The organism is Nonomuraea sp. LP-02 (genome assembly GCF_036289125.1).
Lineage (GTDB): Bacteria > Actinomycetota > Actinomycetes > Streptosporangiales > Streptosporangiaceae > Nonomuraea > Nonomuraea bangladeshensis.
Genome location: NZ_JAXCLK010000001.1, coordinates 4,002,620 through 4,024,049 on the forward strand (window position 1 = coordinate 4,002,620; position 21,430 = coordinate 4,024,049).

Here is a 21,430-nt window from a genome sequence, read left to right on the forward strand (position 1 = left end):
GGAGAAGGGGGTGAACGGCAGGCAGGTGCTGTTCGCCCGGGTGGACGAGCGGCTGGTCGAGGTCGATTCGACGGTGCTCGGAGCTGATGAGGCCCTTGTGGTCGCGAGCGGGCTGCGGGCGGTCAGTGCGGAGTATCTCGTCGACTTCGAGCTTCCGCACGGCAGGTGATCGTCAACCAGTGGCAGGGGGCGGCTCGTACGGGGGGAGGTTGAAGCGGGTGCGGATGGCCTGCTGGACGGTGGTCTTGTCGGCGCGGGCGTCCACCGTCATGACGTACTCCTTGCGCCGGAACAGCTCCAGCACCGGATCGGTCTTGTCGTGGTAGTCGTGCAGCCGGCGCGCCAGCGCGTCCGGGGTGTCGTCCGCCCGGGTGACCAGTTCGCCGCCGCACACGTCGCAGCGGCCCTCGACCTCGGGCCGGTGGGCGATGAGGTTGTAGTCCATGCCGCAGCGGGAGCAGAGGCGGCGGGCGAGGACGCGGCGGCGGACCTCGTCGTCGGGCAGGTCGAGGTGGATGACGCCGTCGATGTCGTAGCTCTCCAGGAAGAACTCCGCCTGCCGGCGGTTGCGCGGGAAGCCGTCGATGACGAAGCCGAAGTTCCAGTCGTGGAGCTGGAGCCGGTCGCGTACGACGGACTCCACCAGGTCGTCCCCCACCAGCTCGCCGGCCGCGACCAGGCGGCGGACCTGGGCGCCGAGCTTGGTGTGGTTCTTGACGTGCCAGCGGAAGATGTCGCCGACGCTGATGTGCGTCAGGTCGAGGTCGCCCGCCAGCAACGCGCTCTGGGTGCCTTTGCCGCTGCCCTGCACGCCCATGATCACGTACTTCCGCATGGCTCACGACCCTATGGGGCAGGGCGGGTGCGGCGATACGTAGATTTCCGGATGACCGGCGGGCGGCGCTTGCCTAGGGTCGGGCGGACCGTACGCCTCGCGAGAAGGTGGGCACATGCGCGCGCTGACCGTGGTCCTGTCGTCCCTCCTCGTGGTGACGACCTTCGCCCCGCCCGCGACCGCGAAACCGGCCTCGGCCGACGTGGCCGACGTCGTCTTCCAGCGGGCCGATTTCACGGCGGGCACGACCGAGGGCACCGCCGCGGGTGGCGGGCTGTCGTTCGTCTCGCCCGCCGGCACCACCTCGTACACCGACGCCCTCGGCACCAAGACCTGGGAGTACGCCCGCTGGACCGGCCCCGAGCGGGCCATCGGCTTCCCCGCCACCGAGCTGATCGCGTCCTGGACCGCCGACCTGCCGCCGGGGAGCTGGCTCCAGGTCGAGGCCCGTGCCAGGAACGCCGAAGGGCTGACGAAGTGGTACTCCCTCGGCCGCTGGGCCTACACCGAGGGCGACATCCGCCGTACGTCGGTGGGCGGCCAGGGCGACGACGACGCCAGCGTGGCCGTGGACACGCTGGTCGCGGCGGCGGGCAAGCAGATGAGCGGCTACCAGCTCCGGCTGACGCTCTACCGGACGCCGGGCTCGTCGCTCACGCCGCGGGTGCGTACGTCCGGGGCGATGGCCTCCAACGTGCCCCAGCGCAAGACCGTGCCGGTCAGCCCCGGCGGCGGCGCCTGGGGCGTCGAGCTGGACGTGCCGCGCCGCTCCCAGAACATCCACGTCGGCCACTACCCGGAATGGGACGGCGGCGGCGAGGCGTGGTGCAGCCCGACCTCCACCACGATGGTGCTCGGCTACTGGGGCAAGTGGCCGAGCGCGCAGGACACCGCGTGGGTGGACCCGTCCGATCCGAACCCCGAGGTCGACTATGCGGCCCGCTACACCTACGACCACGCCTACCAGGGCGCCGGCAACTGGCCGTTCAACACCGCCTACGCCGGCCGGTACGGCCTGGACGGCTTCGTCACCCGGCTGCGTTCGCTGACCGAGCTGGAGCGGCTGGTCAAGGCGGGGGTGCCGGTCATCACCTCGCAGTCGTTCAAGAAGAGCGAGCTGCCCGGCGCCGGGTACGGCACCAACGGCCACCTCATGGTGATCGTCGGCTTCACCGCGAACGGCGACGTCATCGCCAACGACCCGGCCTCCTCCAGCAACGCCGCAGTGCGGCGCGTCTACCCGCGCGCCGACTTCGAGAACGTCTGGCTGCGCAGCTCCAGCAGCGGCGGCATCGCCTACGTCATCCACCCGGCGGGCCACGCCCTGCCCGCCACGACGCCGGGGCTGCCCGCCAACTGGTGAGCCCGTCCGGGAGGCAGAGGGGTCCGTCCTCCGGGCCCCTCGACGCCGGCCGGAGACTTCCGTACCCTTACAGCCCTCAATGGCCACCCCCGACTGCCCGCCGTGGAGCTCCGATGACAGAGGACGATTCGGCGATTTCGGAGAGAACCCGCGTGGTGCGGTCCCGTTGGAACGGTCCACCGCTGCTGCTCGCCTCCGACGGGGCGAGGGCCGTGGTGGCGGGCACCGGGGCGCACCAGCCGGCCTCGCGGCTGCCCGTGGCCCCGGCCGTTCCCGCCACGGTGGGCGACCTCGGCCGGTGCCTGGTCGAGCGGGCCGGGCTCGCGCCCGCCCATCTCACCGTGCTGGTCGACCCCGCCACCCCGGCCGTCCTCGGCGAGGCGCTGGAGCGGGCGGCGCGGGAGGCCACCTCGGTCCTGCTGTTCCATTACTCCGGGTACGGGATCTTCGCCCCGGACGGCGAGCTGCACCTGGCCACGCGCGCCACCGTCGACCTCGCGCAGGGCGAGCCCGGTCATCAGGCGCTGCCCTTCAGCGTGGTACGGCAGATGCTGGCCGGGTCGGCGGCCGAGCTGGCCGTCGTGGTGCTCGACTGCTGCTTCACCGGGGGCGGGCGGCCGGTGCCCGCCAGGGCGATGGACCGGGTGTTCGAGGGGATGGGGCGGGCGTACGTGCTGGCCTCTGCGAGCAAGGACGCGAACGGGTGGGCGCTGCCCGGCGTACGGCACACCGCGCTCGGCGGGGCGCTGCTGCGGCTGCTCAACGAGGGCGACCCCGACGGGCCGGCCGCCTTCACCCTGGATCAGGTTCATCATCGGCTGGCCCGCGCGTTGCCCGCCGCCGGTTTCTCCCGGCCGCGCCGGATCGCCGGGAGCGTGGGTTCCCCGGCGCCGCTCGCGCCCAACCCGGCTCACCGGCCGGGGCCGGTGGTGCCCGCGACCGCCGGGAATCCGCCGGCAAGCCCGTACCGGGGGCTGGCGGCGTACGGGATTGAGCACGCGGAGCTGTTCTTCGGGCGCGAGGCGCTGGTGCGGTCACTGGTGGAGCGGGTGGGTGGTGGGCCGGTCGTGGTGACCGGGCCGTCCGGGTGCGGGAAGTCGTCGGTGTTGCGGGCCGGGCTCGTCCCGGCGTTCCTGGCGTCGCGGTCCCCGGGCGGGGAGGCGGCGGGCGTCGTCGTGCTCGCGCCGGGCGCCGACCCGCTCGGCGCGCTGGCCCGCGAGCTGGCCGTGCTCGGCGGCGGCGATCCGGTACGGCTGCGCGCGGTCATCGAGTCCGATCCCGGAGCGGCGGCGCGCGCCCTGCCGGCCGGGCCGGTGCTGGTGGTCGTGGACCCGTTCGAGGAGGTGTTCACCGAGTGCGCGGATCCGGCCGCGCGGCGGCGGTTCGTGGCGGCGCTGGGCGAGCTGGCGCGGGCGTCGTCCGTGGTGGTCTCGGTGCGGAGCGAGCACTTCGGGGCGTGCGCGGCCTACCCGGAGCTGGTGGCGGCGCTGCGGCGGCCCGAGGTCGTGCCGCCGCCGGGCGAGGCCGAGCTGCGCGCCATGATCGAGGAGCCGGCGGCGCGCTGCGCGCTCCGGCTGGAGGCCGGGCTGGCGGACCTGGTGCTGGAGGAGCTGCGGGCGTACGAGCCGGAGCTGGAACGGTCGGGCGGCGCGCTGCCGCTGCTGTCCCACGCCCTGCTCGCGACCTGGGAACGGCGCTCCGGTGACGTGCTCGCCATGGCCGACTACAGGGCGGCCGGCGGGGTCGCGGGAGCGGTGGCGGCGAGCGCGGACGAGGCGCTGCGGGCGCTCGGGCCGGAGTTCGAGGGGATGGCGCGCGAGCTGCTGCTGCGCATGGTGCGTACGGACGGTGCCGCCGGAGCCGCCGGGCGCAGGGTGCCCCTCGCCGCGCTGACCGATGGCGGATCTGGGGAGGCGGCGTCCGTACGGGCGCAGGTGCTCGCGGGGCTGGCCCGCTCGCGCCTGGTCACGGTGCACGGCGGGGAGGCGGGGCTGGTGCACGACACGCTCATCCGCGCCTGGCCCCGGCTCGGCGGGTGGGTGGACGCCGAACGGGCCGCCACGCTCGTGCGGCGGCGGCTCGCCGAGGACGCGCGGCGCTGGGAACGCGAGGGCCGTGACCCCGCCCAGTTGTACGCCGACACCCGCCTCGCCGCCGCCATCGCCCTCACCGCCGATCCGCCCGGGCCCGCATCGCCGAACGCCGCGGAGGGGCGGGCGGACGACGGCGGGGCGCTTCCCGCGGTGGGCTCGATGACGGTGCACGGCAAACTGGTCGCCGCCGGCCGGCGCCCGGCCCGGCGTCGCCCGCTCACGCGCCCCGGCCCGGATGCGGCGGGTGAAGGGCTGGCGGGGGTTGAGCAGGCGTTTCTTGCGGCGTCGGGTCGGCGGCAGCGGCGGCGCGCGCTGGCGGGCCGGGCCGTGATCGCCGCGCTCTCCGTTCTCGTGCTGGCCGTGGCCACCGGTGCGGTGCTGCAGTGGCGGGCGGCGGGGCAGGCGGCGCGGCAGGAGCGGCAGGCCGCCGCGCAGCGGGACGCGGCGCTGTCGCGGCAGGTCGCCGCGTCCGCCGCCGCTCTGCCGGACGCGGCGCTTGCCGCGCAGCTCGCGCTCGCCGCCTACCGCCTCTCCCCCACCCCGGAGGCGAGGGGCGCGCTGCTCGGCGCGCTGTCGCGGCCGATCCCGTCGCGTCTGCTCGGCCACGCGGCCCCGGTGGAGCGGGTGGTGTACCGCCCGGACGGTCAGGTGCTCGCCACGGTCTCGGGTGACCGCACCGCCCGCCTGTGGAACGTCGCCGACCCCTTGCGGCCGAAGAGCGCGGGCGTCGTCACGGGCCACACGGCGGGGCTGACGGCGGCGGCGTTCAGCCCGGAGGGGAAGGTGCTGGCGACGGCGTCCGCCGACGGCACCGCCCGGCTGTGGGACGCCGCCGACCCCGCGAGGCCGAAGCCGCTCGCGACGCTCAAGGGTCACGTGGGGCCGGTGCTGTCCGTCGCGGCGGCCCCCAAGGGCGGGCTGCTCGCCACGGCGGGCGCGGACCGGACGGTGCGTCTGTGGGACGTCGCCGCCCCCGCCGCCCCCAAGGCGGTCGCCGTGCTGAGGCAGCCGAGCGAGCCCGCCGACGTGGCCTTCAGCCCGGACGGCCGCATGGTCGCCGTCACCTCCGCGACCGGGGTCACGCTGCTCGACGTGCTCACGCCCGCCACGCCGGCGACCCTGGCCGCGTTCGTGTCCCCGGACGGCGGCGCGGTGCGCAGTGTCGCCTTCAGCCCCGGCGGCCGGAGTCTCGCCACCGGGGCCGCCACGGGCGCGCTGCACCTGTGGAACATCGCGGCGGCCACGCTGACCGGCACCGCCGCCGGCGCCGGCGTCGCCGTGGAGGACGTGGCGTTCGGCCCGGACGGGGACGTTCTGGCCGCGGCCTCCGCCGACGGGGCCGTTCGCCTGTGGGACATCTCGACGCCGGGCGAGCCGCAGCAAGCCGCCGTCCTCACCCCAACGGTGAGTACGGCGGCGGGGGTCGCGTTCAGTCCGGACGGCCGGACACTCGCGGCGGCCGGCGGCGACGGCGTGGCCCGGCTGTGGAACGTCGCCGACCCGGCCCGCGTCGCCGCCCGCGCCCGGCTGGGCCGGCACACCGCGCGGGTGAACGCCCTGGCCGTCGCCAAGGGCGGCGGCACCCTCGCCACCGTCTCCGACGACAAGACCGTGAAGCTGTGGGACATCGGCGACCCGGCCGCCGCGACGCCCGTCTCCACGCTGCGCGGGCACACCGGCGCCGTGGTCGGGGTGGCGTTCAGCCCGGACGACCGGTACGTGGTCTCGGCCGCGCTCGACGGCACGGCCAGGCTGTGGGAGGTGGCGCGGCCGGCGAACCCGAAGTTCGTCGCGACGATGCAGGGACCGGCGTCCGGGCTGCGGTCGGTGGCGTACGCCCCCGGAGGCAAGCTGGTGGCGGCGATCGGCGGGGACGGCCGGACGCAGCTCTGGGACGTGTCCACCCCGGCCGCCCCGCAGCGGGTCGCGACGCCCGGCGCGGCGGACGGCCGGCTGGACGCGCTCGCGTTCCGCCCGGACGGGAAGGTGCTGGCGACCGGTTCAGGCACCGCGTCCGTACGCCTGTGGGAGGTGTCGAAGCCGGCCGAGCCGCGCCTGCTCGCCGACCTGGCCGCGCAGCCGGGCGGCGTGCTCGGCCTGCGGTTCAGCCCCGACGGCCGGACCCTCGCGACGACCGGCGCGGACGGTGCCGCCGCCCTGTGGGACGTCGCCGCCCCGGAGCGGCCGAAGCGGCCGGCGCTGCTGCGCGGGCACACGGGCCCGGTGACCGCGGCGGCGTTCGGCGCGGACGGCCGGACGCTGGTGACCGCCTCCCGCGACCGCACGCTCCGGGTGTGGAACGTGGCCGACCGCGCCCGCCCGTCCCTGTGGGCGGTGCTGGCCGGGCCCGAGCCGGTGGACGACGTGGCGGCGACCCCGGACGGCGCCACGCTGGCCGCCACGTCGGGCGCGGCGGTCCAGCTCTGGGGCCTGGACACCGAGCAGGCCGCCGCCACGGTGTGCGAGCGCGCGGGCGCGGCGATCACCCGCGAGGAGTGGGCGCAGTACGTCCCCGGCCGCCCCTACGCCCTCCCCTGCCCGGCGACGAGCTAGGGCTCAGGACAGCCGCAGCACCCCCCAGTGGCTGGTGTCGAGGTAGCTGCGGCCGGTGGCGTCGTTCCAGGTGACGGCGGCGGTGCGGGCCGCGCCGGTGGCGTCGTTGACCTGCACGTCGAAGCCGAGCAGGGTGCCGGGCCGCAGCGTCGCGGTCGGCAGCGCGATGGCGGCCTCGACGACGTAGCCGCCGGGCACGGCGCGGGTCACGGCCCTGAGGTTGTCCTTGACGCCTGCCGCGTCGAAGGTGCCGCCGACGGTGAGCCGGCCGGAGAAGCTGATCCGGTACTGCCCGTCGTCGTCGGTGTAGCCCTTGGTCTTGCCGTTGCCGGGGTCGACGAAGATCTCGACGGAGTCCTGCTCCCAGGCGTTCGGCGACTCCTCGCTGAGCACGGGGTCGGTGACCTGGGCGAGCACGTACAGCGTGGAGCCGCTCCACAGCGACCGGACGGTGGCGGTGGCCCCTGACGTGCCCTGGATCCAGGTGCCGGTGCGGATCTCGGGCGCGGCCCGCCAGGCCGGGTCCACGACGCCGTCGAGCACGGGCGCGCGGTGGGCGGCGGTGGTGAGCTTCACGGCGGGCGCGGGGGTGACCTTCCCTGTCCAGGAGACGGCGGTGCCGCCGTCGCGTACGGTGACGTCCACGTTCGTGCCCTTGGGGACCAGGGCCTCGACGCGGTATCCGGTGGGGGTCGGCCGGACGGCGGCCTTGTGTCCGCCCAGCCGGGTGACGGTCCGGGCGACGCCGTCCACGGTGAACGTCACCCGGTCGGCGGCGGAGACGCTGCGGTCGGCGACCTCGGCGAGCACGTACATGCCGGCGGCCGTGGTGCGGGCCTGGAAGCCGGCCGACACCTCGCCCACGCGCGCGATCGGGGCGTCGGGCAGCAGGTCCCACTGCTGGTCGCGCTTGCCGTCGAGGACCACCTCGCCGGCCGGCGCCTCCAGGCGGCGCACCCGGGGCGGCAGCTTCGACGGGTCGGCCACGCCCCAGTACGCGGGCTTGGCCTGCAGGTCCCTGTCGAACAGCAGCGGCGCGTCGAGCCGCGTGATCGGCCAGGTGTTGAGCCAGCTCACGTCGTCGGACTCGCCCCAGACGGTGACGGAGGTGAGGTGCGCGGCCTGCCGGCGGAAGACGTCGAACAGCTCCTTGTAGCGGTGGCCCTGCTCGGCGATCAGCTCGTCGGGGATGGTGTCGTAGGAGGAGACGAAGTCGGTGTAGGCGCTGACGTCGAGCTCGGTGACCTGCTGCTCGACGCCGAGGGTGGCGAAGCGCTCGATGGTGTCCTCGACGGAGGAGGCGGGCGGCTGCTCGATGTTGAGGTGGAGCTGGTGGCCGACGCCGTGGATCGGCACGCCCTCGGCCTTGAGCCGCTTGACCAGCGCGTACAGGGCCTCGCGCTTGCGCGGGAACTCCGTGTTGTAGTCGTTGATGAACAGTTTGGCGTCCGGGTCGGCCTCGTGGGCGACGCGGAAGGCGGTGCGGATGAAGTCGAGGCCGGCGATCTCGTACCAGGGTGAGCGGCGCAGGCCGTCGGGCTGGTTCTCGTCCACGACCTCGTTGACGACGTCCCAGGCCGCGATCCTGCCCTTGTAGCGGGTGACGAGCGTGCGGACGTGGCTCTCCAGGCGGTTCAGCAGGGTCTGCTTGTCGGCCCCCTCGAACACCCAGGCCGGGGTCTGGCTGTGCCAGGCGAGGGTGTGGCCGCGGATCGTCATGCCGTGCCGCTCGCCGAAGGCCACGAGGTCGTCGGCGTCGGCGAAGGCGTACTCGCCCTCGCGGGGCTCGGTGGCGTCCCACTTCAGCTCGTTGCCGGGGGTGATGCCGCTGAAGTGCCTGGCCAGCAGCTCGCCGTGGACGCCGAAGGCGTCGGGGCGGGTGAGCGCGGAGCCCAGGGTGAAGGGCACGCGGTCCTTCAGCGCCGGGATGTCGGTCTGGATCGGCTTGGGCGCGACGTAGGTCAGCGCGAAGTCGTCGAGGTGGAAGGGGAAGGTGCCGGTCTCGGACTCGACGTACACGCTGAGGAAGTCCACGTCGCGCGAGAGCGTGTACGTCCCCGCGAGCCGCACCCACTCCCCCGCCGGCACGTCCGTGGGCGGCGCGATCCGCTCGTAGCTCGCGGTGCCCGCGGTGCGCCGTTCGATCGACAGCCCGAGCCGGCCGGAGCCCGCGCCGGCGCCGAGCCTGACCCACACCGAGAGCTGGTACTTGTCGCCCTTGCCGAGGCGGCCGAGCACGTTGAGCGCCGGGCCGTCCCAGGAGGCGGAGCGGCCGGTGACGGCGAGGCTGCGGGCGCCGCCGTGGGCGGCCTCGGTGGTGGCGGCGAGGGTGGCGGAGGCGCGCGGCGACCAGTCCTGCGTGGTGCCGTCCTCGAAGTCGGCGGCGATCGGCTCGCGGGTGGGGTCGCCCTGCGGGGCGAGCACGATGTCGTCGAGGTGGTAGCGGCCGGTGGCGTCGTCGCTCTCGGCGTAGAGCTGCAGGTCGGTGGAGTCGGCGGTGAACAGGTACGTGCCGGCCAGGCGGACCCACGCCCCGTCGGTGACGGTGGCGGCGGCGACCCGCTCGTACGTGGTCTCGCCCCCGGCGGGGGTGCGCTGCACGGTGAGCGCGATCGTCGCGGCAGGCTGCCCGGCGGCGAGCCGGACGTGGGCGCTCACCCGGTAGGTGACGCCCTTGACGAACGGCGCGGCGAGCGAGGCCCCGTGCCAGTTCGCGGTGCGGCCGGTGACCAGCAGCGAGGCGGCGCCGCCGTGGGCGGCCTCGGTCGTGACGGCCACGGAGACGCCGTCGCCGCGCGGGCTCCAGCCCTGCGTGGTGCCGTCCTCGAAGTCGTAGACGAGATCGGCGGCGGCCCGCGCGGACGCGGCGGCCGCGAGGGACGCCGCGGGCAGCAGACAGGACAGGACGGCGGCCACCAGGGCCCGGAGGAGGGTGCGCACGGTGCTCCTGAAAGTTTCAGAAATCTCCCGATAAGTAGCAGGCGGACTGTAGAGCCGGACGACAGGGCGGTCAATGCTTCTGCAACCGCTTGTTGCAGCAATCATGCAGTTTTACTGCATCCATTGACGTGCCAGCAGGGTTACGCGAACGTTTCATGCAACCGATTGCCGCACCACCCTCTGCGAGGTTGCGCATGCGACTTCTGTTACTCCTCCCCCTCCTGCTGGCCCTCACCGTCACGCCCGCCGAAGCCCAGGGCACCCCGAAACGCGACACGATCGTGGTCGCCGCCGATGGCACCGGCGACCACACCACCGTGCAGGCCGCGGTCGACGCCGTCCCCTCGGGCAACACCCGCCCGGTCACGATCCTGGTCCGCAAGGGCACCTACCGGCAGCAGGTGGTCATCCCGCCCGACAAGCCGTACATCTCCCTCGTCGGGGACACCCGCGACCCGCGCGAGGTGGTGCTGACCTTCGACGTCTCCGCCGCCACGCCGAAGCCGGACGGCTCGGGCCCGTACGGCACCACGGGCAGCGCGTCGTACGTGATCAGCGCCCCCGACTTCACCGCACGCAACCTCACCTTCGAGAACTCCTACGACGAGGCCGCGAACGGCCCCAGCCAGGCCGTCGCCGTCCGCACCACCGGCGACCGCCAGGTCTACGAGAACGTACGCTTCCTCGGCAACCAGGACACCCTCTACGCCAACACGGCCTCGGCCACCACGACCGCCCGCCAGTACTTCCGCGACTGCCACGTGGAGGGCGACGTCGACTTCATCTTCGGCCGCGCCACCGCCGTCTTCGACAACTGCGTGATCAAATCGCTTGACCGGGGCAGCGCCGACAACAACGGCTACGTCACCGCCGCCAGCACCGAGCTCGCCAACCCCTACGGCTTCCTCATCTACCGCAGCCATCTGGTCAGCGACGCCCCGGCGCGCAGCGTGCACCTCGGCCGGCCGTGGCCGGCGGGCGGCTCGGCGACGGCGCGCGGGCAGGTGCTGGTGCGCGAGTCATGGCTGGGCCAGCACGTCAAGGACGCCCCCTGGACCGACATGTCCGGGCTGAGCTGGCGGGACGCCCGCCTGTCGGAGTACCGCAACGAGGGCCCCGGCGCGTCGGCCGGCGCGGACCGGCCGGCGCTCACGCCCGCGCAGGCCGCCGCCTTCACCCCGGAGCGCTACCTCGCGGGCGCGGACGGCTGGAACCCGGTGCGCCGCACGCCGCCGCGCCCCGGCCCGCGCGAACTCGGCCGCCAGGTGCTGCCCGCGGACGACGGCTGGGCCGCGGCGACCACGGGCACCACCGGCGGGTCGGCCGCCCGCCCCGAGAACGTGCACGTGGTCACCACCCGCGCCGAGCTCAAGGCCGCGCTCGGCGACCCGGCCGACAACACGCCGCGCATCGTCTACGTCAAGGGCGCCATCGACGCCGACACCGACGAATCCGGCCGCCCGCTCACCTGCGCCGACTACGCCGTGGACGGCTACAGCCTGGATGCCTACCTGGCCGCCTACGACCCGGCGGTGTGGGGCAGGACGAGCGTGCCGTCCGGGCCGCTGGAGGAGGCGCGCAAGGCGTCGTACGCGAAGATGGCCGAGCACGTCACCGTCACGATCGGCTCCAACGTCACCCTCGTCGGCCTGGGCCGCGACGCCGCGCTGAAGAGCTTCGGCCTGCGGATCAGCGGCGCCGACAACGTCATCGTCCGCAACCTCACCATCACCGACACCTCCGACTGCTTCCCGCAGTGGGACCCGACCGACGGCGCGGAGGGCAACTGGAACGCCTCGTTCGACAACGTCGAGGTCTCCGGCTCCACGCACGTCTGGCTGGACCACAACACGCTGAACGACGGCGACAACCCCGACTCGGGCCAGCCGCTCTACTTCGGCCGGCCGTACCAGGTGCACGACGGGCTGCTCGACGTGGTGCGCGGCTCGAACTACGTGACGCTGTCCTGGAACCACCTCAGCGGCCACGACAAGGTCATGCTCATCGGCAACACCGACAACCCGGCGCGCTACGCCGAGGAGGACAAGCTCAAGGTCACCCTGCACCACAACTACTTCGAGGGCCTCGGGCAGCGTACGCCCCGGGTGCGCTTCGGGCAGGTGCACGTCTACAACAACTACGTCACCGGCGGCCCCGGCCACGTCTACAGCATCGGCGTGGGCGTCGGCTCGCGGGTGTACGCCGAGGCCAACGCCTTCGACGGCGTCCCGGCGGCGAAGGTGCTGACCGTCTTCGGCGGCACGGCGATCACCGCGCGGGACAACCTCGTGGACGGCCGGCCGGCGGACCTGGTGGCGGCCTACAACGCGGCCACCGGGGCCGCGCTCGGCGCCGACGCCGGCTGGACGCCCGCTCTGGCCGGCCGGAAGCATCCGGCCAGGGCGCTCAAGGCGCTGGTGCCGGCCGGCGCGGGCGCGGGACGGCACCTGTAGGAGCTGGAGGGCCCGCCGGCCGGCGGGCCCTCGTCAACCGGGCGGGCTCATGACCCGTACGCCTTCACCTCCAGGAGCCCGACGCTGCTGGTGCCGTTGGCGGTGAGCAGCACCCGCAGGCGCGTGGTGCCGGTCGCGGTGAAGGTCACGTTGTTGTAGGCGTTCTTGGTCAGCGTGTACGCCGACGCGCCGGGCACGTCCACGTACGCGCTGCCGTTCCAGTACTGCAGCTTCCACGACGCCGGCATGTCGATGCCCTGCTCGTCGTCGAAGAAGTACACCTCGGCCCGGTTGAGCGTGCGCGAGGAGGACCAGGTCAGGTCCACCCACTGCTGCCCGGTCTCCGGCCAGCAGCCCCAGCGCGGGTTGACGGTGTCGTTCGACGAGGACGGGTCGATCCCGTCGTTGACCGCGGCCACGCTCTCCCAGGAGGAGGTGTAGGACGCGCTCGCCGTGGCGGAGGTCGCCAGGTTGGCCGGCGGCTGGACGCCGCCCCTGTTGTGCACCTTGATCTCGGTGAGGCCGGTCCGCGCGCCTGAGGCGGCCGTGGCCAGCACCCGCACCCGCTGCGCGGTGACGGCGGGGAACTGCACCACGTTGTAGTTGGCGCGCGGCGTGGCCGGGTTCTTCGCCTGGGAGGGCACGCTGACCCAGGCGCTGCCGTTGTGGTACTGGATGTCGTAGGAGGCCGGGGCCCGGTAGGTGGCGCTGGCCGGGCGGCTGTCCTTGAAGTAGAGCCGCACCTCGTTGAGCGTGCGGGCGGTGCCGAAGTTGAGCTCGTACCAGTCCTGGCCCGCGGTGGTGCCGCCCCAGAACGGCTCGTTGATGGGGTAGCCGTCCACGGCGCCGGCCGTGGTGCTGCCGGAGGCGGTGGTCGAGGCCGTTGCGGTGGCGCCGGCGGCCAGGTTGGCGAGGTCGGCGGTCAGGTCGACGCCGGCCTTGGCGAGCAGGTCGACCATGCGCGCGCTGGTCTGGCTGACCTGGGCGGGCGCCTGCAGCCCTGACACGGCGACGTTGTAGGAGACGGTGCCGGAGGTGGTGACGGCCCCGGTGGCCGGGTCCCAGGTGAACGGCACCAGCGACGACACGGTGGCCACGCGGCTGCCGTTGATGAAGATCGAGTAGCCCTGGGGCACGCCAGGGTAGCGGACGACGCCGTCGGCCGGGTCGTCCCAGACGATGGTCAGGTCGGCGTTGCGGTAGCGCAGGTTGTTGACGGTGAAGTGGGACCAGCCGATGTTGATCGGCGACAGCTCCACCTTGGCGTCGTTGCGCGGGCGCAGGCCGGCGACGTCCTCGATCACGGTCCAGTTGCTGCTGCCAAGGATGTTGTGATGGATCCAGGAGCGGTAGGTGATGGACGAGCCGTTCCAGTCGGCCCAGAACTCGTTGGCGTCGGGCCACTGGGTGTTGCCGCCGACGTACTGGGCCCAGGCGTTCCAGTAGAGCAGCTTCTTGTACCAGGTCGGGTCGATCCACTCGTTGGGGTAGTTGCGCAGCACCGAGGAGAGCAGGCGGAACTGCACGGTCGAGTTGATCGTGGAGAAGTTGTTGCTGCCGGTGCCGGAGGCCGCCTTGTCGGCCTGGTTCGCGGTGTAGAAGGGGAAGATCGGGTACTGCGCGGGGTCGTCGAACAGGCGCAGCGCCTGCTTGTACGTCGCCGTGTTCGGGATCGCGCCCACCGCGAACGGGTAGTAGTTGTTGATCTCCTTCCACGGCACCCACTCGTTGGTGGACTTCAGCCGGTGCTCGAACAGTTGCCGGCTCGGGTTCCACAGCACGCCGACGATGGCGTTCTGGATCTGGGTGGCGAGGTTGCGCATCTCGGTGGCCTTGGCCGTGTTGCCGATCGCCTCGTACGCCTGCGCGGCCGCGAGGGCGCCGCTGTACTGGTAGGCGGACTCGGCGCGGTCCATCCGGCCGGGCTTCCAGTGGAAGGAGACGGCGTCGGCGTCGTTGCCGGTGAGGGCGCCCCAGTCGTACTCGATGAGCTTGTTGTTGTCGGTGTCGTAGTAGGAGAGCTGGCCCTTGACGTCCTGCTCGGCGTAGCGGGCGAGGTTGGCGGCGATGCCGGGCTGGCCGCCGTGGATCTGGTAGCTCTTCCACGCGGCCTCGGCGATGTACTGGGTGTAGCTGTTCGACCAGTTCTCGGGGTCGCCGGGGTTGTCGAGGAAGCGGCCGTTCTTGGAGGTCTGGCCGACGCTGAGCCAGTCGCCGTAGGCGTAGGCCGGGTCACGTAGGTACTTCAGGTCGTCGATGTGCATGGGCTGGGTCAGCGCGATGGCGTTGTTGTAGCCGAGCACGCCCTCCATCGACGTCGGGAACTGGAAGGTCTGCCCGGGGATGTCCGCGTCGAGGTGGTTGTAGCGCATCAGCCACCAGCGGTAGTAGATGTTCTTCTTGATGCCGGGCTCGGGCACGTCGATGTAGGGGACGTTGTCGGCCCACCAGCGGTTGTACGCGCGCACGTGCGTGGCGAACGCGGTCGCGGGCGTGTAGCCGGCGTAGGCGTCGTACTCGGTGCGCGAGGCCGGGATCTCGTTGGTGACGAAGCCCATCACGACCTTGACGGTCACGGTGGCGCCGGCGGCGACGGTGACCGAGCGGTTGAGCCCGCCGCTGGAGACCGTGAAGCCGTCGCCGGTGAGCCTGGGGTAGAGCGTGGTGAGGTTGTTGTAGGCGTTGACCTGGCCGGTCAGCTCGCTGCCGCTGCCCGTGGTCGCGTACGGCGAGGTGGCGCGGAGCTGCAGCGTGGTCGAGGCGGAGCCGCCGTTGGTGATGGCGAGGTTGGCGACGGCCACGTTGTTGTCGGTGATGAACTTGGTCTGGTCGATCGTCACCGAGCCCGAGGTGTGCCGGCTCTTCCAGTGGCTCGGCGCCTGCCAGCGGGAGTTCACCTGCTCGGTGAAGGTGCCGGGGGTGACGGCCACGGTGAACGCGTTCGCGTTGCTGATGCTCTCCCAGTACGCCACCTGTCCCGCGAAGCCGAGCGTGCCGGGCGTGTGCGTCTTCATGAACAGCGCCCGGCCGCGCGTCATCAGCCAGGTGCCGGCCGGGTCGTTGCCGGGCCGGGCGAGCAGCCGGTCCATCCAGAAGTCGGTGCCGGAGCTCTCGGCGTCGTAGATGGCCCGCATCGTGTTGCCGGTCGTGTACGTCCCCGGCGGGGCAGGCACGGCCGGGCCGCTGAAGGCCGGATAGCCGATGGTCTGGTCGGCGTTGGCCGGGGCGCCCGCCACGACCAGGCCCGCGACCAGCAGAAGGGCGGTCAGGACACGTCTCACGAGAAGGCCCTCCATTCGAGGACGCCGGTCGAGTAGCCGGTGCGCGAGGTGATGTTCAGTCGGAGCCTGGTGGTGCTGATCGCGGGGAAGGTGGTGGCGTTGAAGGTGTTCGCGGCCACGCCGCAGCCCGACTGGCCGGGGACGTCGGCGTAGGCGCTGCCGGTCCAGTACTGCACCCGGCAGGAGGCGGGCAGGTCGATGCCCTGGTCGTCGTCGAACCAGTAGACCTCGGAGCGGGAGACCGTCTGGGCGGTCGGCCAGCGGTACTCGATCCACTCGGTGCCCTGGTGGTTCCAGTTGCCGTAGGCGCCGTGGCTGTGGTCGGCCGAGTTCGCCGGGGTGTAGCCGTCGTTGAGGGCGGCCAGCGTCTCCCACGGGGAGACGTACGAGGTGGAGGCGGTGGCGCTCGCGGCGAGGTTGCCCGGGGTGACCGGGCCGCCGGTCTGCACGACCTTCTGCATGGTGCCGTCAGCGTTGAAGTAGAGCTTGTCGATGGTCACCGAGCGGCGGAAGTTGCCGCCGCCGGGGCTGGAGGCGTTGTGGTAGACCATGTACCACTGGCCCTTGAACTCGATGATCGCCGGGTGGTTGGTGGTCGAGCTGACCTGGTCGAGCACGACACCGCGGTGCGTCCAGGGGCCGAGCGGGTTGCTCGCGGTCGCGTAGCGGATGCAGGCGTAGCCGGGCGCGGAGCAGGCCGAGTCGTTGGCGGCGTAGGCGAGGTAGTAGACGCCGTTGCGCTTGAACATCCAGGGGGCCTCCCAGAAGTTCGTCACGCCGCTCGGGGTGATGACCGAGCCGTTGAGCGAGGTCATGTTGCTGGTGAGGCGGGCGGCGCGCAGGCCGTAGTAGGAGCCCCAGTACATGTAGACCTGGCCGTCGTCGTCGGTGAAGACGGTGGGGTCGATGTTGAGCGGCGAGGAGTTGGGGGTGCTGTCGCTGACCAGCGGGCCGCCCTTGGCGTCGCGGAAGGGGCCGAGCGGGGTGTCGCCGACCGCGACGCCGATGTCCATCCAGCCGGCGCCGTTGCCGTTGACGGGGACGTACCAGTAGTACTTGCCGTCCGCGCCGCGCTCGACCTCGCCGGCCCAGGCGTCGGCGCCGGCCCAGGAGAAGTTGGAGATGGCCAGCTTGGCGCCCTGGTCGGTGAAGGTGGCGGCGTCGGAGGAGGTGAAAACGTGCCAGTCGCGCATGACGAAGTTGGTGCCGCCGGTCGGGGCCTCGTCGTGGCCGGTGTAGAGGTACAGGGTGTCGTTCACGACCAGCGCGGCCGGGTCGGCCGTGTAGATCGCGGTGGTGATCGGCGCGCCCGCGAGCGCGGGGGGCGCGGTGCCGAGGAGGAGGAGCAGGAGTGCCGCGGCGAGGGCCGCCGCCCGTCGTCGTCTCATGGGGGGTGTGCTCCCTTTTCTGTTAGCGCTAACATTCACTCCGGGTAGACCTAAAAGGTTTTCGGGAACGTAAACCGGGTGGTGGCGGACTGTCAATGCGCCACTGCTACGGCTTGCATACGGCCCTACCTGGCACTCCGTGGACGCACAGCCACTGATCAGCGAGCGAGCGACTTGTTACGATTCGATCTCACCGAAAAGGCTTTCGGAGACGTACGGCGGTGACTTTGTACTCGGGGCACGAGGTGACGGTGTCCGCATGGCTGGAGATCAGGGCGTTCACCCGGCTGGCGGCGAAGTGGAAGGCGCAGAAGACCTGGCCGCGCAGGACCTCCTCGGTGACCCGCGCCGTCAGCGTGGCCTGCCCGTGCCGGCTCTCCACGAGCACCGGGTCGCCGTCGCGGACGCCCGCGCGGACCGCGTCGGCGGGATGCAGGTCGAGGTGGTCCGTCGGGTCGATCTCGACAGCGCCGCTCCGCCGGGTCATGGTGCCCGAGTTGTAGTGCGCCCAGCGGCGGCCGGTGACGAGGATCAGCGGGTAGTCGTCGTCGGCGGCCTCGCCCGGCGGCAGGTAGGGACGAGCGGCCAGCCGCGCCAGCCCGTCGGCGGTGGCGAAACGGTCCTGGTAGAGCCGGCTCACCCCGGGCCGGCCGGCCTCGGGACACGGCCAGGGGACGGCTCCCTCCCGGTCCAGCCGCTCGTGCGAGATCCCGGCGAAGACGGGAGCCACCCGCCCGCACTCCGCCAGCGCCGCGGCGGGCGTCGGGCAACCCAGGTCCGCCCCGAGCGCCGCGGCGACCGCGTGCACGATGGAGAAGTCGGCGCGCGCCTCGCCGGGCGGCGCGAGCGCGGGGCGTACGCGCTGGAAGCGCCGGTCGAAGTTGACGAAGGTGCCGTCCTTCTCCAGCCACGAGGCCGCCGGCAGGACCACGTCGGCGCGGCGGGCGGTCTCGGACAGGAAGAGCTCCTGGCTGATGACGAGCGGGCACGACTCCAGCGCCTCGACGACCCGGTTGGCGTCGGGATCGGTGGTCGCCACGTCCTCCCCGACGATCCACAGCACCCGCAGGTCGCCCGCGCGGGCCGCCGCGAACATCTCCGGGATCCGCAGGCCGTCGTGCTCGGGCAGCCGGACGCCCCACACCTGCTCGGCCCTGCCGCGCGCGACCGGGTCGCGGACCTTGCCGTAACCGGGCAGCAGGTCGGGCAGCGCGCCCATGTCGGAGGCGCCCTGGACGTTGTTCTGGCCGCGCAGCGGGTTCACGCCGAACCCGCGCCCGGTGCCGACCGCGCCGCGCAGGATCGCCAGGTTCGCCAGCGTCCGTACGCCGTCGGTGCCGTGCAGGTGCTCGGTCACGCCGAGCCCGTACAGGATCGCGGGGCGCTCGGCCCGGCCGTAGAGCCGCGCGGCGGCGACCAGGTCCGCCTCGGGCACGCCCGTGATCGCGGCCACCCGGCCGGGCGGGTGGTCGTCGAGGACCGCGGCCAGCTCGGGCAGCCCGGCCGCGCGGCGCCGCAGGAAGTCCTCGTCGATCAGGCCCTCGGCGAGCAGGACGTGCGCGAGCCCGTTGAACAGGGCGACGTTCGTTCCCGGCCGGGGTCTCAGGTGCACGTCGGCGTGGCGGGCGAGCCCGACGGCGCGGGGGTCCGCGACGACCAGCCGCGCGCCGCCCAGCACCTGACGGAGCAGCCGCGCGCCGACCACCGGGTGCGCCTCGGCGGGGTTGGCGCCCACCACGAGCAGGCAGTCGGCCCGCTCCACGTCCTCGAAGGCGTCGGTGCCGCCCGCCAGGCCGAACGTGGCGGTGAGCCCGGCGGCCGACGGCGAATGGCACAGGCGTGAGCAGTTGTCGACGTTGTTGGTGCCGACGACCGTCCGCATGAGCTTCTGGAGCAGGTAGTTCTCCTCGTTGGTCGAGCGGGCCGAGGAGATCGCCGCCACCGATCCCGGCCCCGCCTCGTCGATGGCCTCGCGGATGCCGCGGGCGATGTGCGCGAGCGCCTCCTCCCAGCCGACCGGCTCCAGGCGGCCGGAGCGCCCGCGCAGCAGCGGCCGGGTGAGCCGGTCGCCGGCATGCAGGAACCCGTGCGCGAAACGGCCCTTCACGCAGGCGTGGCCGCGGTTCACCGGCCCGTCGCCGGCCGGGCGTACCGCGGCGACCTCGCCGTCGCGGGTGAGCACGTCCAGCGCGCAGCCGACGCCGCAGTACCCGCAGGTGGTGCGGGTACGGGTGAGCGGGCCCAGCCAGGACCCCGCGGGCAGTCCTGGCTCGGTGAGCGCGCCGGTCGGGCAGGTGTCCACGCAGCCCCCGCAGGAGACGCAGTCGGAGTCCGCCCAGAGGCCGCCGGTGCCCGGCGCGACCACGGTCTCCGATCCCCGGCCGGTCAGCGTGAGCGCGAACGTGCCCTGGACCTCGGCGCACATGCGTACGCACCGGCCGCAGGCGATGCAGAGGTCCCGGTCGAGCCGGACGAACGGATGGCTGTCGTCCCGGCCCCGTCCCGCGCCGCCTCCGGCTGGGCCGATGCCGAGCTCCCGGCAGGTCCTGGCCAGCTCGCCGTCGCCGTCCAGCGCGTACGGCGGAAGCACCGAGACGATCAGCTCCACGGCGTCGCGGCGCAGGCCGCGCAGCTCCTCCCCCTCGACGGTCACCTCGGCGCCCTCGGCCGCCGGGGTGACGCAGGCCGCCACGACGCGCCCGTCCGCACGTACCGAACAGGCCCGGCAGGAGCCGACGGGCGTCAGCCGGTCGTCATGGCAGAGCGTGGGCACGCCGAGACCGGCGGCGCGTACGGCCGCCAGCAGCGACGCCCCGGCGGGGACGTCCACCGGACGGCCGTCCACGGTCACCCTCATCCGCCCCACCCCCGCAGCCGCTCCCCGTACGCGCGGACCAGGCTGCGCACCGCGTACGGCAGCCGCCGGCCGAACGCGCACAGGCTGGCCTCGCCCATCACCCGCAGCATGCGGGCGTAGGCGTCGTCAGGAGGAACTCCGGAGCGCGCCCGCTCCAGCCCTCGCCGCGAACCGACCCGGCAGGGCGAGCAGGCGCCGCAGCTCTCGGCCGCGGCGAACTCCCACACGTGCCTGAGCACGTCCAGCGGCTCGATCCGCCCGTCCACGGCGACCAGCCCGGCGTGGCCGAGCGCCGCGCCGTGACCGGCCAGATCCCGCTCGGTGAGCGGGACGTCCAGATCCTCCTCGGCGAGGAACCCGCCCAGCGGGCCGCCGACCTGCAGCACCGCCAGCTCGGCCCCGTCCCGCAGCCCGCCGCCCAGCTCGGTGACGATCCGCCGGACCGGGGTGCCGAGCTCGACCTCGTGGCAGCCGGGACGGGCGAACCGTTCGGACAGGCAGACCAGCTTCGTGCCGGTCTCTCCGGGCGTGCCGCGGCGGGCGTAGGCGGCGCCGCCGCGGCTGACGATCCACGGCACGGCGGCCAGCGTCTCCACGTTGTTGACCACGGTCGGGGCGTCCCACACACCCCGGTCCGTGGGGTACGGAGGCCGCGCCCGCGCGCAGCCTCGGCCGCCCTCCAGCTCGGCGATCAGCGCCGTCTCCTCGCCGGCGACGTACGAGCCGGCGCCCGCCACCACCTCGATCTCCAGGTCGGCGCCGCCGCCGTGCGGCCGGCGGCCGAGATGGCCGTCCGCGCGGGCCCGCTCCACCGCCTCCCGCATCCGTGCCAGCGCCCGCGGGTACTCCGAGCGGACCAGCACCAGGCCGCGACGCGCCCCGCAGGCGAAGCAGGCCAGCGCCAGCCCCGCGAGCACCCGCGCCGGATCGGCCTCCATGAGCAGCCGGTCGGCGTAGGAGCCCGGGTCTCCCTCGTCGCCGTTGGCGATCACCACGGTGTCCGGCGAGCCGCCCGCCGCCGCCCATTTGGCCGCCACGGGGAAGCCGGCCCCGCCCCGGCCGCGCAGCCCGGAGGCCGCCACCTCCGACCGGACCAGCTCAGGGCTTCGCCGGCTCACGGTCTCCGCCCAGATCCGCCACGGGTCCTCGTCGCCCAGGACGCCCGCGAGCACCACCGGGTCGCCCGTGGCGTCGGCCGCCGGGATGGGCGGCGCGTGCGGCCGGGCGCGCCCGGCAAGCTGGTCGGCGAGGTCCGGCCCGGCGCAGACCGTCACGCCGTCCAGCGCGGCCGGTCCTCCGTAGCAGTAACCGAGACAGCGGACGGTCCGCAGGGACACGCCGGGGTCCGGGTCGCGGTCGTCGTCGGCGGTGACGCCGAGCGCGCTCTCGGCGGCGGGCAGGTGCCGGCCCGCCTGGGCCGCGAAACACGCCGTAGCGGTGCAGATGCGCACGTCGCGGCGTCCGTGCGGCGTCGCCAGGTCGGCGAAGTAGGTGGCGGGCCCGAGCCCGGCGGCCGCGGGCAGGTCGAACCGGCGGGCGACCTCGGGCGCCCACCTCGCGGGCGGTCCCGCGTGCTCGGCGGCAGCGGCGGCGAGCGCGTCGAGCAGCCGGGCGCCCGGCCGTCCGCGCCGTTCGGCGAGGGCGCGGAACGCGTCAAAAGGGTGGCT

General features: G+C 73.7%; 10 protein-coding genes and 1 pseudogene. 4 read left to right on the forward strand and 7 right to left on the reverse strand.

The genetic code is table 11. The annotated features are described in order from the left end of the window. Positions 1–10: 10 nt before the first annotated feature. The gene (locus tag SMD20_RS18575; protein ID WP_329582573.1) at positions 11–169 is read left to right on the forward strand and encodes a hypothetical protein; all 159 of its coding nucleotides are present in this window, start codon (positions 11–13) and stop codon (positions 167–169) included. Between the two features lie 3 nt (positions 170–172). On the opposite strand, the gene SMD20_RS18580 is transcribed toward SMD20_RS18575, so the two are convergent. Further along, positions 173–835: an adenylate kinase family protein gene (locus tag SMD20_RS18580; protein ID WP_329582576.1), complete on the reverse strand. Its 663-nt coding sequence runs from the start codon at positions 833–835 to the stop codon at positions 173–175. 115 nt (positions 836–950) lie between these two features. Between SMD20_RS18580 and SMD20_RS18585 the strand changes: the two genes are divergently transcribed. Together SMD20_RS18585 and SMD20_RS18590 are read left to right on the forward strand one after the other, a co-directional pair. Next, positions 951–2,198 (forward strand): C39 family peptidase, encoded by a 1,248-nt coding sequence (locus tag SMD20_RS18585; RefSeq protein WP_329582578.1) that lies wholly within the window; start codon positions 951–953, stop codon positions 2,196–2,198. Between the two features lie 152 nt (positions 2,199–2,350). After that, positions 2,351–6,844, forward strand: a complete 4,494-nt coding sequence (locus SMD20_RS18590) for a WD40 repeat domain-containing protein (RefSeq protein WP_329582580.1) — start codon at positions 2,351–2,353, stop codon at positions 6,842–6,844. Between the two features lie 3 nt (positions 6,845–6,847). Here the strand turns inward: SMD20_RS18590 and SMD20_RS18595 are convergent, their stop codons facing one another. Continuing rightward, entirely contained in the window at positions 6,848–9,784 is a 2,937-nt protein-coding gene (locus SMD20_RS18595) for an endo-1,4-beta-xylanase (RefSeq protein ID WP_329582583.1), read from the reverse strand. Positions 9,785–9,978: 194 nt separating this feature from the next. On the opposite strand from SMD20_RS18595, the gene SMD20_RS18600 reads away from it, so the two are divergent. Continuing rightward, the gene (locus tag SMD20_RS18600; protein WP_329582586.1) at positions 9,979–12,237 is read left to right on the forward strand and encodes a pectinesterase family protein; all 2,259 of its coding nucleotides are present in this window, start codon (positions 9,979–9,981) and stop codon (positions 12,235–12,237) included. 47 nt (positions 12,238–12,284) lie between these two features. Here the strand turns inward: SMD20_RS18600 and SMD20_RS18605 are convergent, their stop codons facing one another. The 5 genes and pseudogenes from SMD20_RS18605 to SMD20_RS18625 form a co-directional block, all read right to left on the reverse strand. Continuing rightward, on the reverse strand, positions 12,285–15,518 hold the full coding sequence (locus tag SMD20_RS18605; protein ID WP_329582588.1) for a galactose-binding domain-containing protein: 3,234 nt from the start codon (positions 15,516–15,518) through the stop codon (positions 12,285–12,287). Continuing rightward, positions 15,515–16,906: a glycoside hydrolase family 43 protein gene (locus SMD20_RS18610; RefSeq protein ID WP_329582591.1), complete on the reverse strand. Its 1,392-nt coding sequence runs from the start codon at positions 16,904–16,906 to the stop codon at positions 15,515–15,517. Before SMD20_RS18610 ends, SMD20_RS18605 begins: the two co-directional genes overlap by 4 nt. Before the next feature lie 190 nt (positions 16,907–17,096). Then, complete coding sequence (fdhF, locus tag SMD20_RS18615) at positions 17,097–19,763, reverse strand: formate dehydrogenase subunit alpha (RefSeq protein ID WP_329582593.1); 2,667 nt, start codon at positions 19,761–19,763, stop codon at positions 17,097–17,099. Next, positions 19,760–21,037, reverse strand: coding sequence for an NADH-ubiquinone oxidoreductase-F iron-sulfur binding region domain-containing protein (locus SMD20_RS18620; protein WP_329592591.1), 1,278 nt, complete (start codon positions 21,035–21,037; stop codon positions 19,760–19,762). Before SMD20_RS18620 ends, fdhF begins: the two co-directional genes overlap by 4 nt. Before the next feature lie 21 nt (positions 21,038–21,058). Beyond that, a pseudogene (locus tag SMD20_RS18625) lies at positions 21,059–21,382 on the reverse strand (NAD(P)H-dependent oxidoreductase subunit E); the annotation flags it as partial. Positions 21,383–21,430: the final 48 nt, after the last annotated feature.

Coding starts and splice junctions, on each gene's coding strand:
- SMD20_RS18610 (WP_329582591.1), bottom strand. CDS start 16,906: ATGAGACGACGACGGGCGGCGGCCCTCGCCGCGGCACTCCTGCTCCTC.
- fdhF (WP_329582593.1), bottom strand. CDS start 19,763: ATGAGGGTGACCGTGGACGGCCGTCCGGTGGACGTCCCCGCCGGGGCG.
- SMD20_RS18580 (WP_329582576.1), bottom strand. CDS start 835: ATGCGGAAGTACGTGATCATGGGCGTGCAGGGCAGCGGCAAAGGCACC.
- SMD20_RS18600 (WP_329582586.1), top strand. CDS start 9,979: ATGCGACTTCTGTTACTCCTCCCCCTCCTGCTGGCCCTCACCGTCACG.
- SMD20_RS18585 (WP_329582578.1), top strand. CDS start 951: ATGCGCGCGCTGACCGTGGTCCTGTCGTCCCTCCTCGTGGTGACGACC.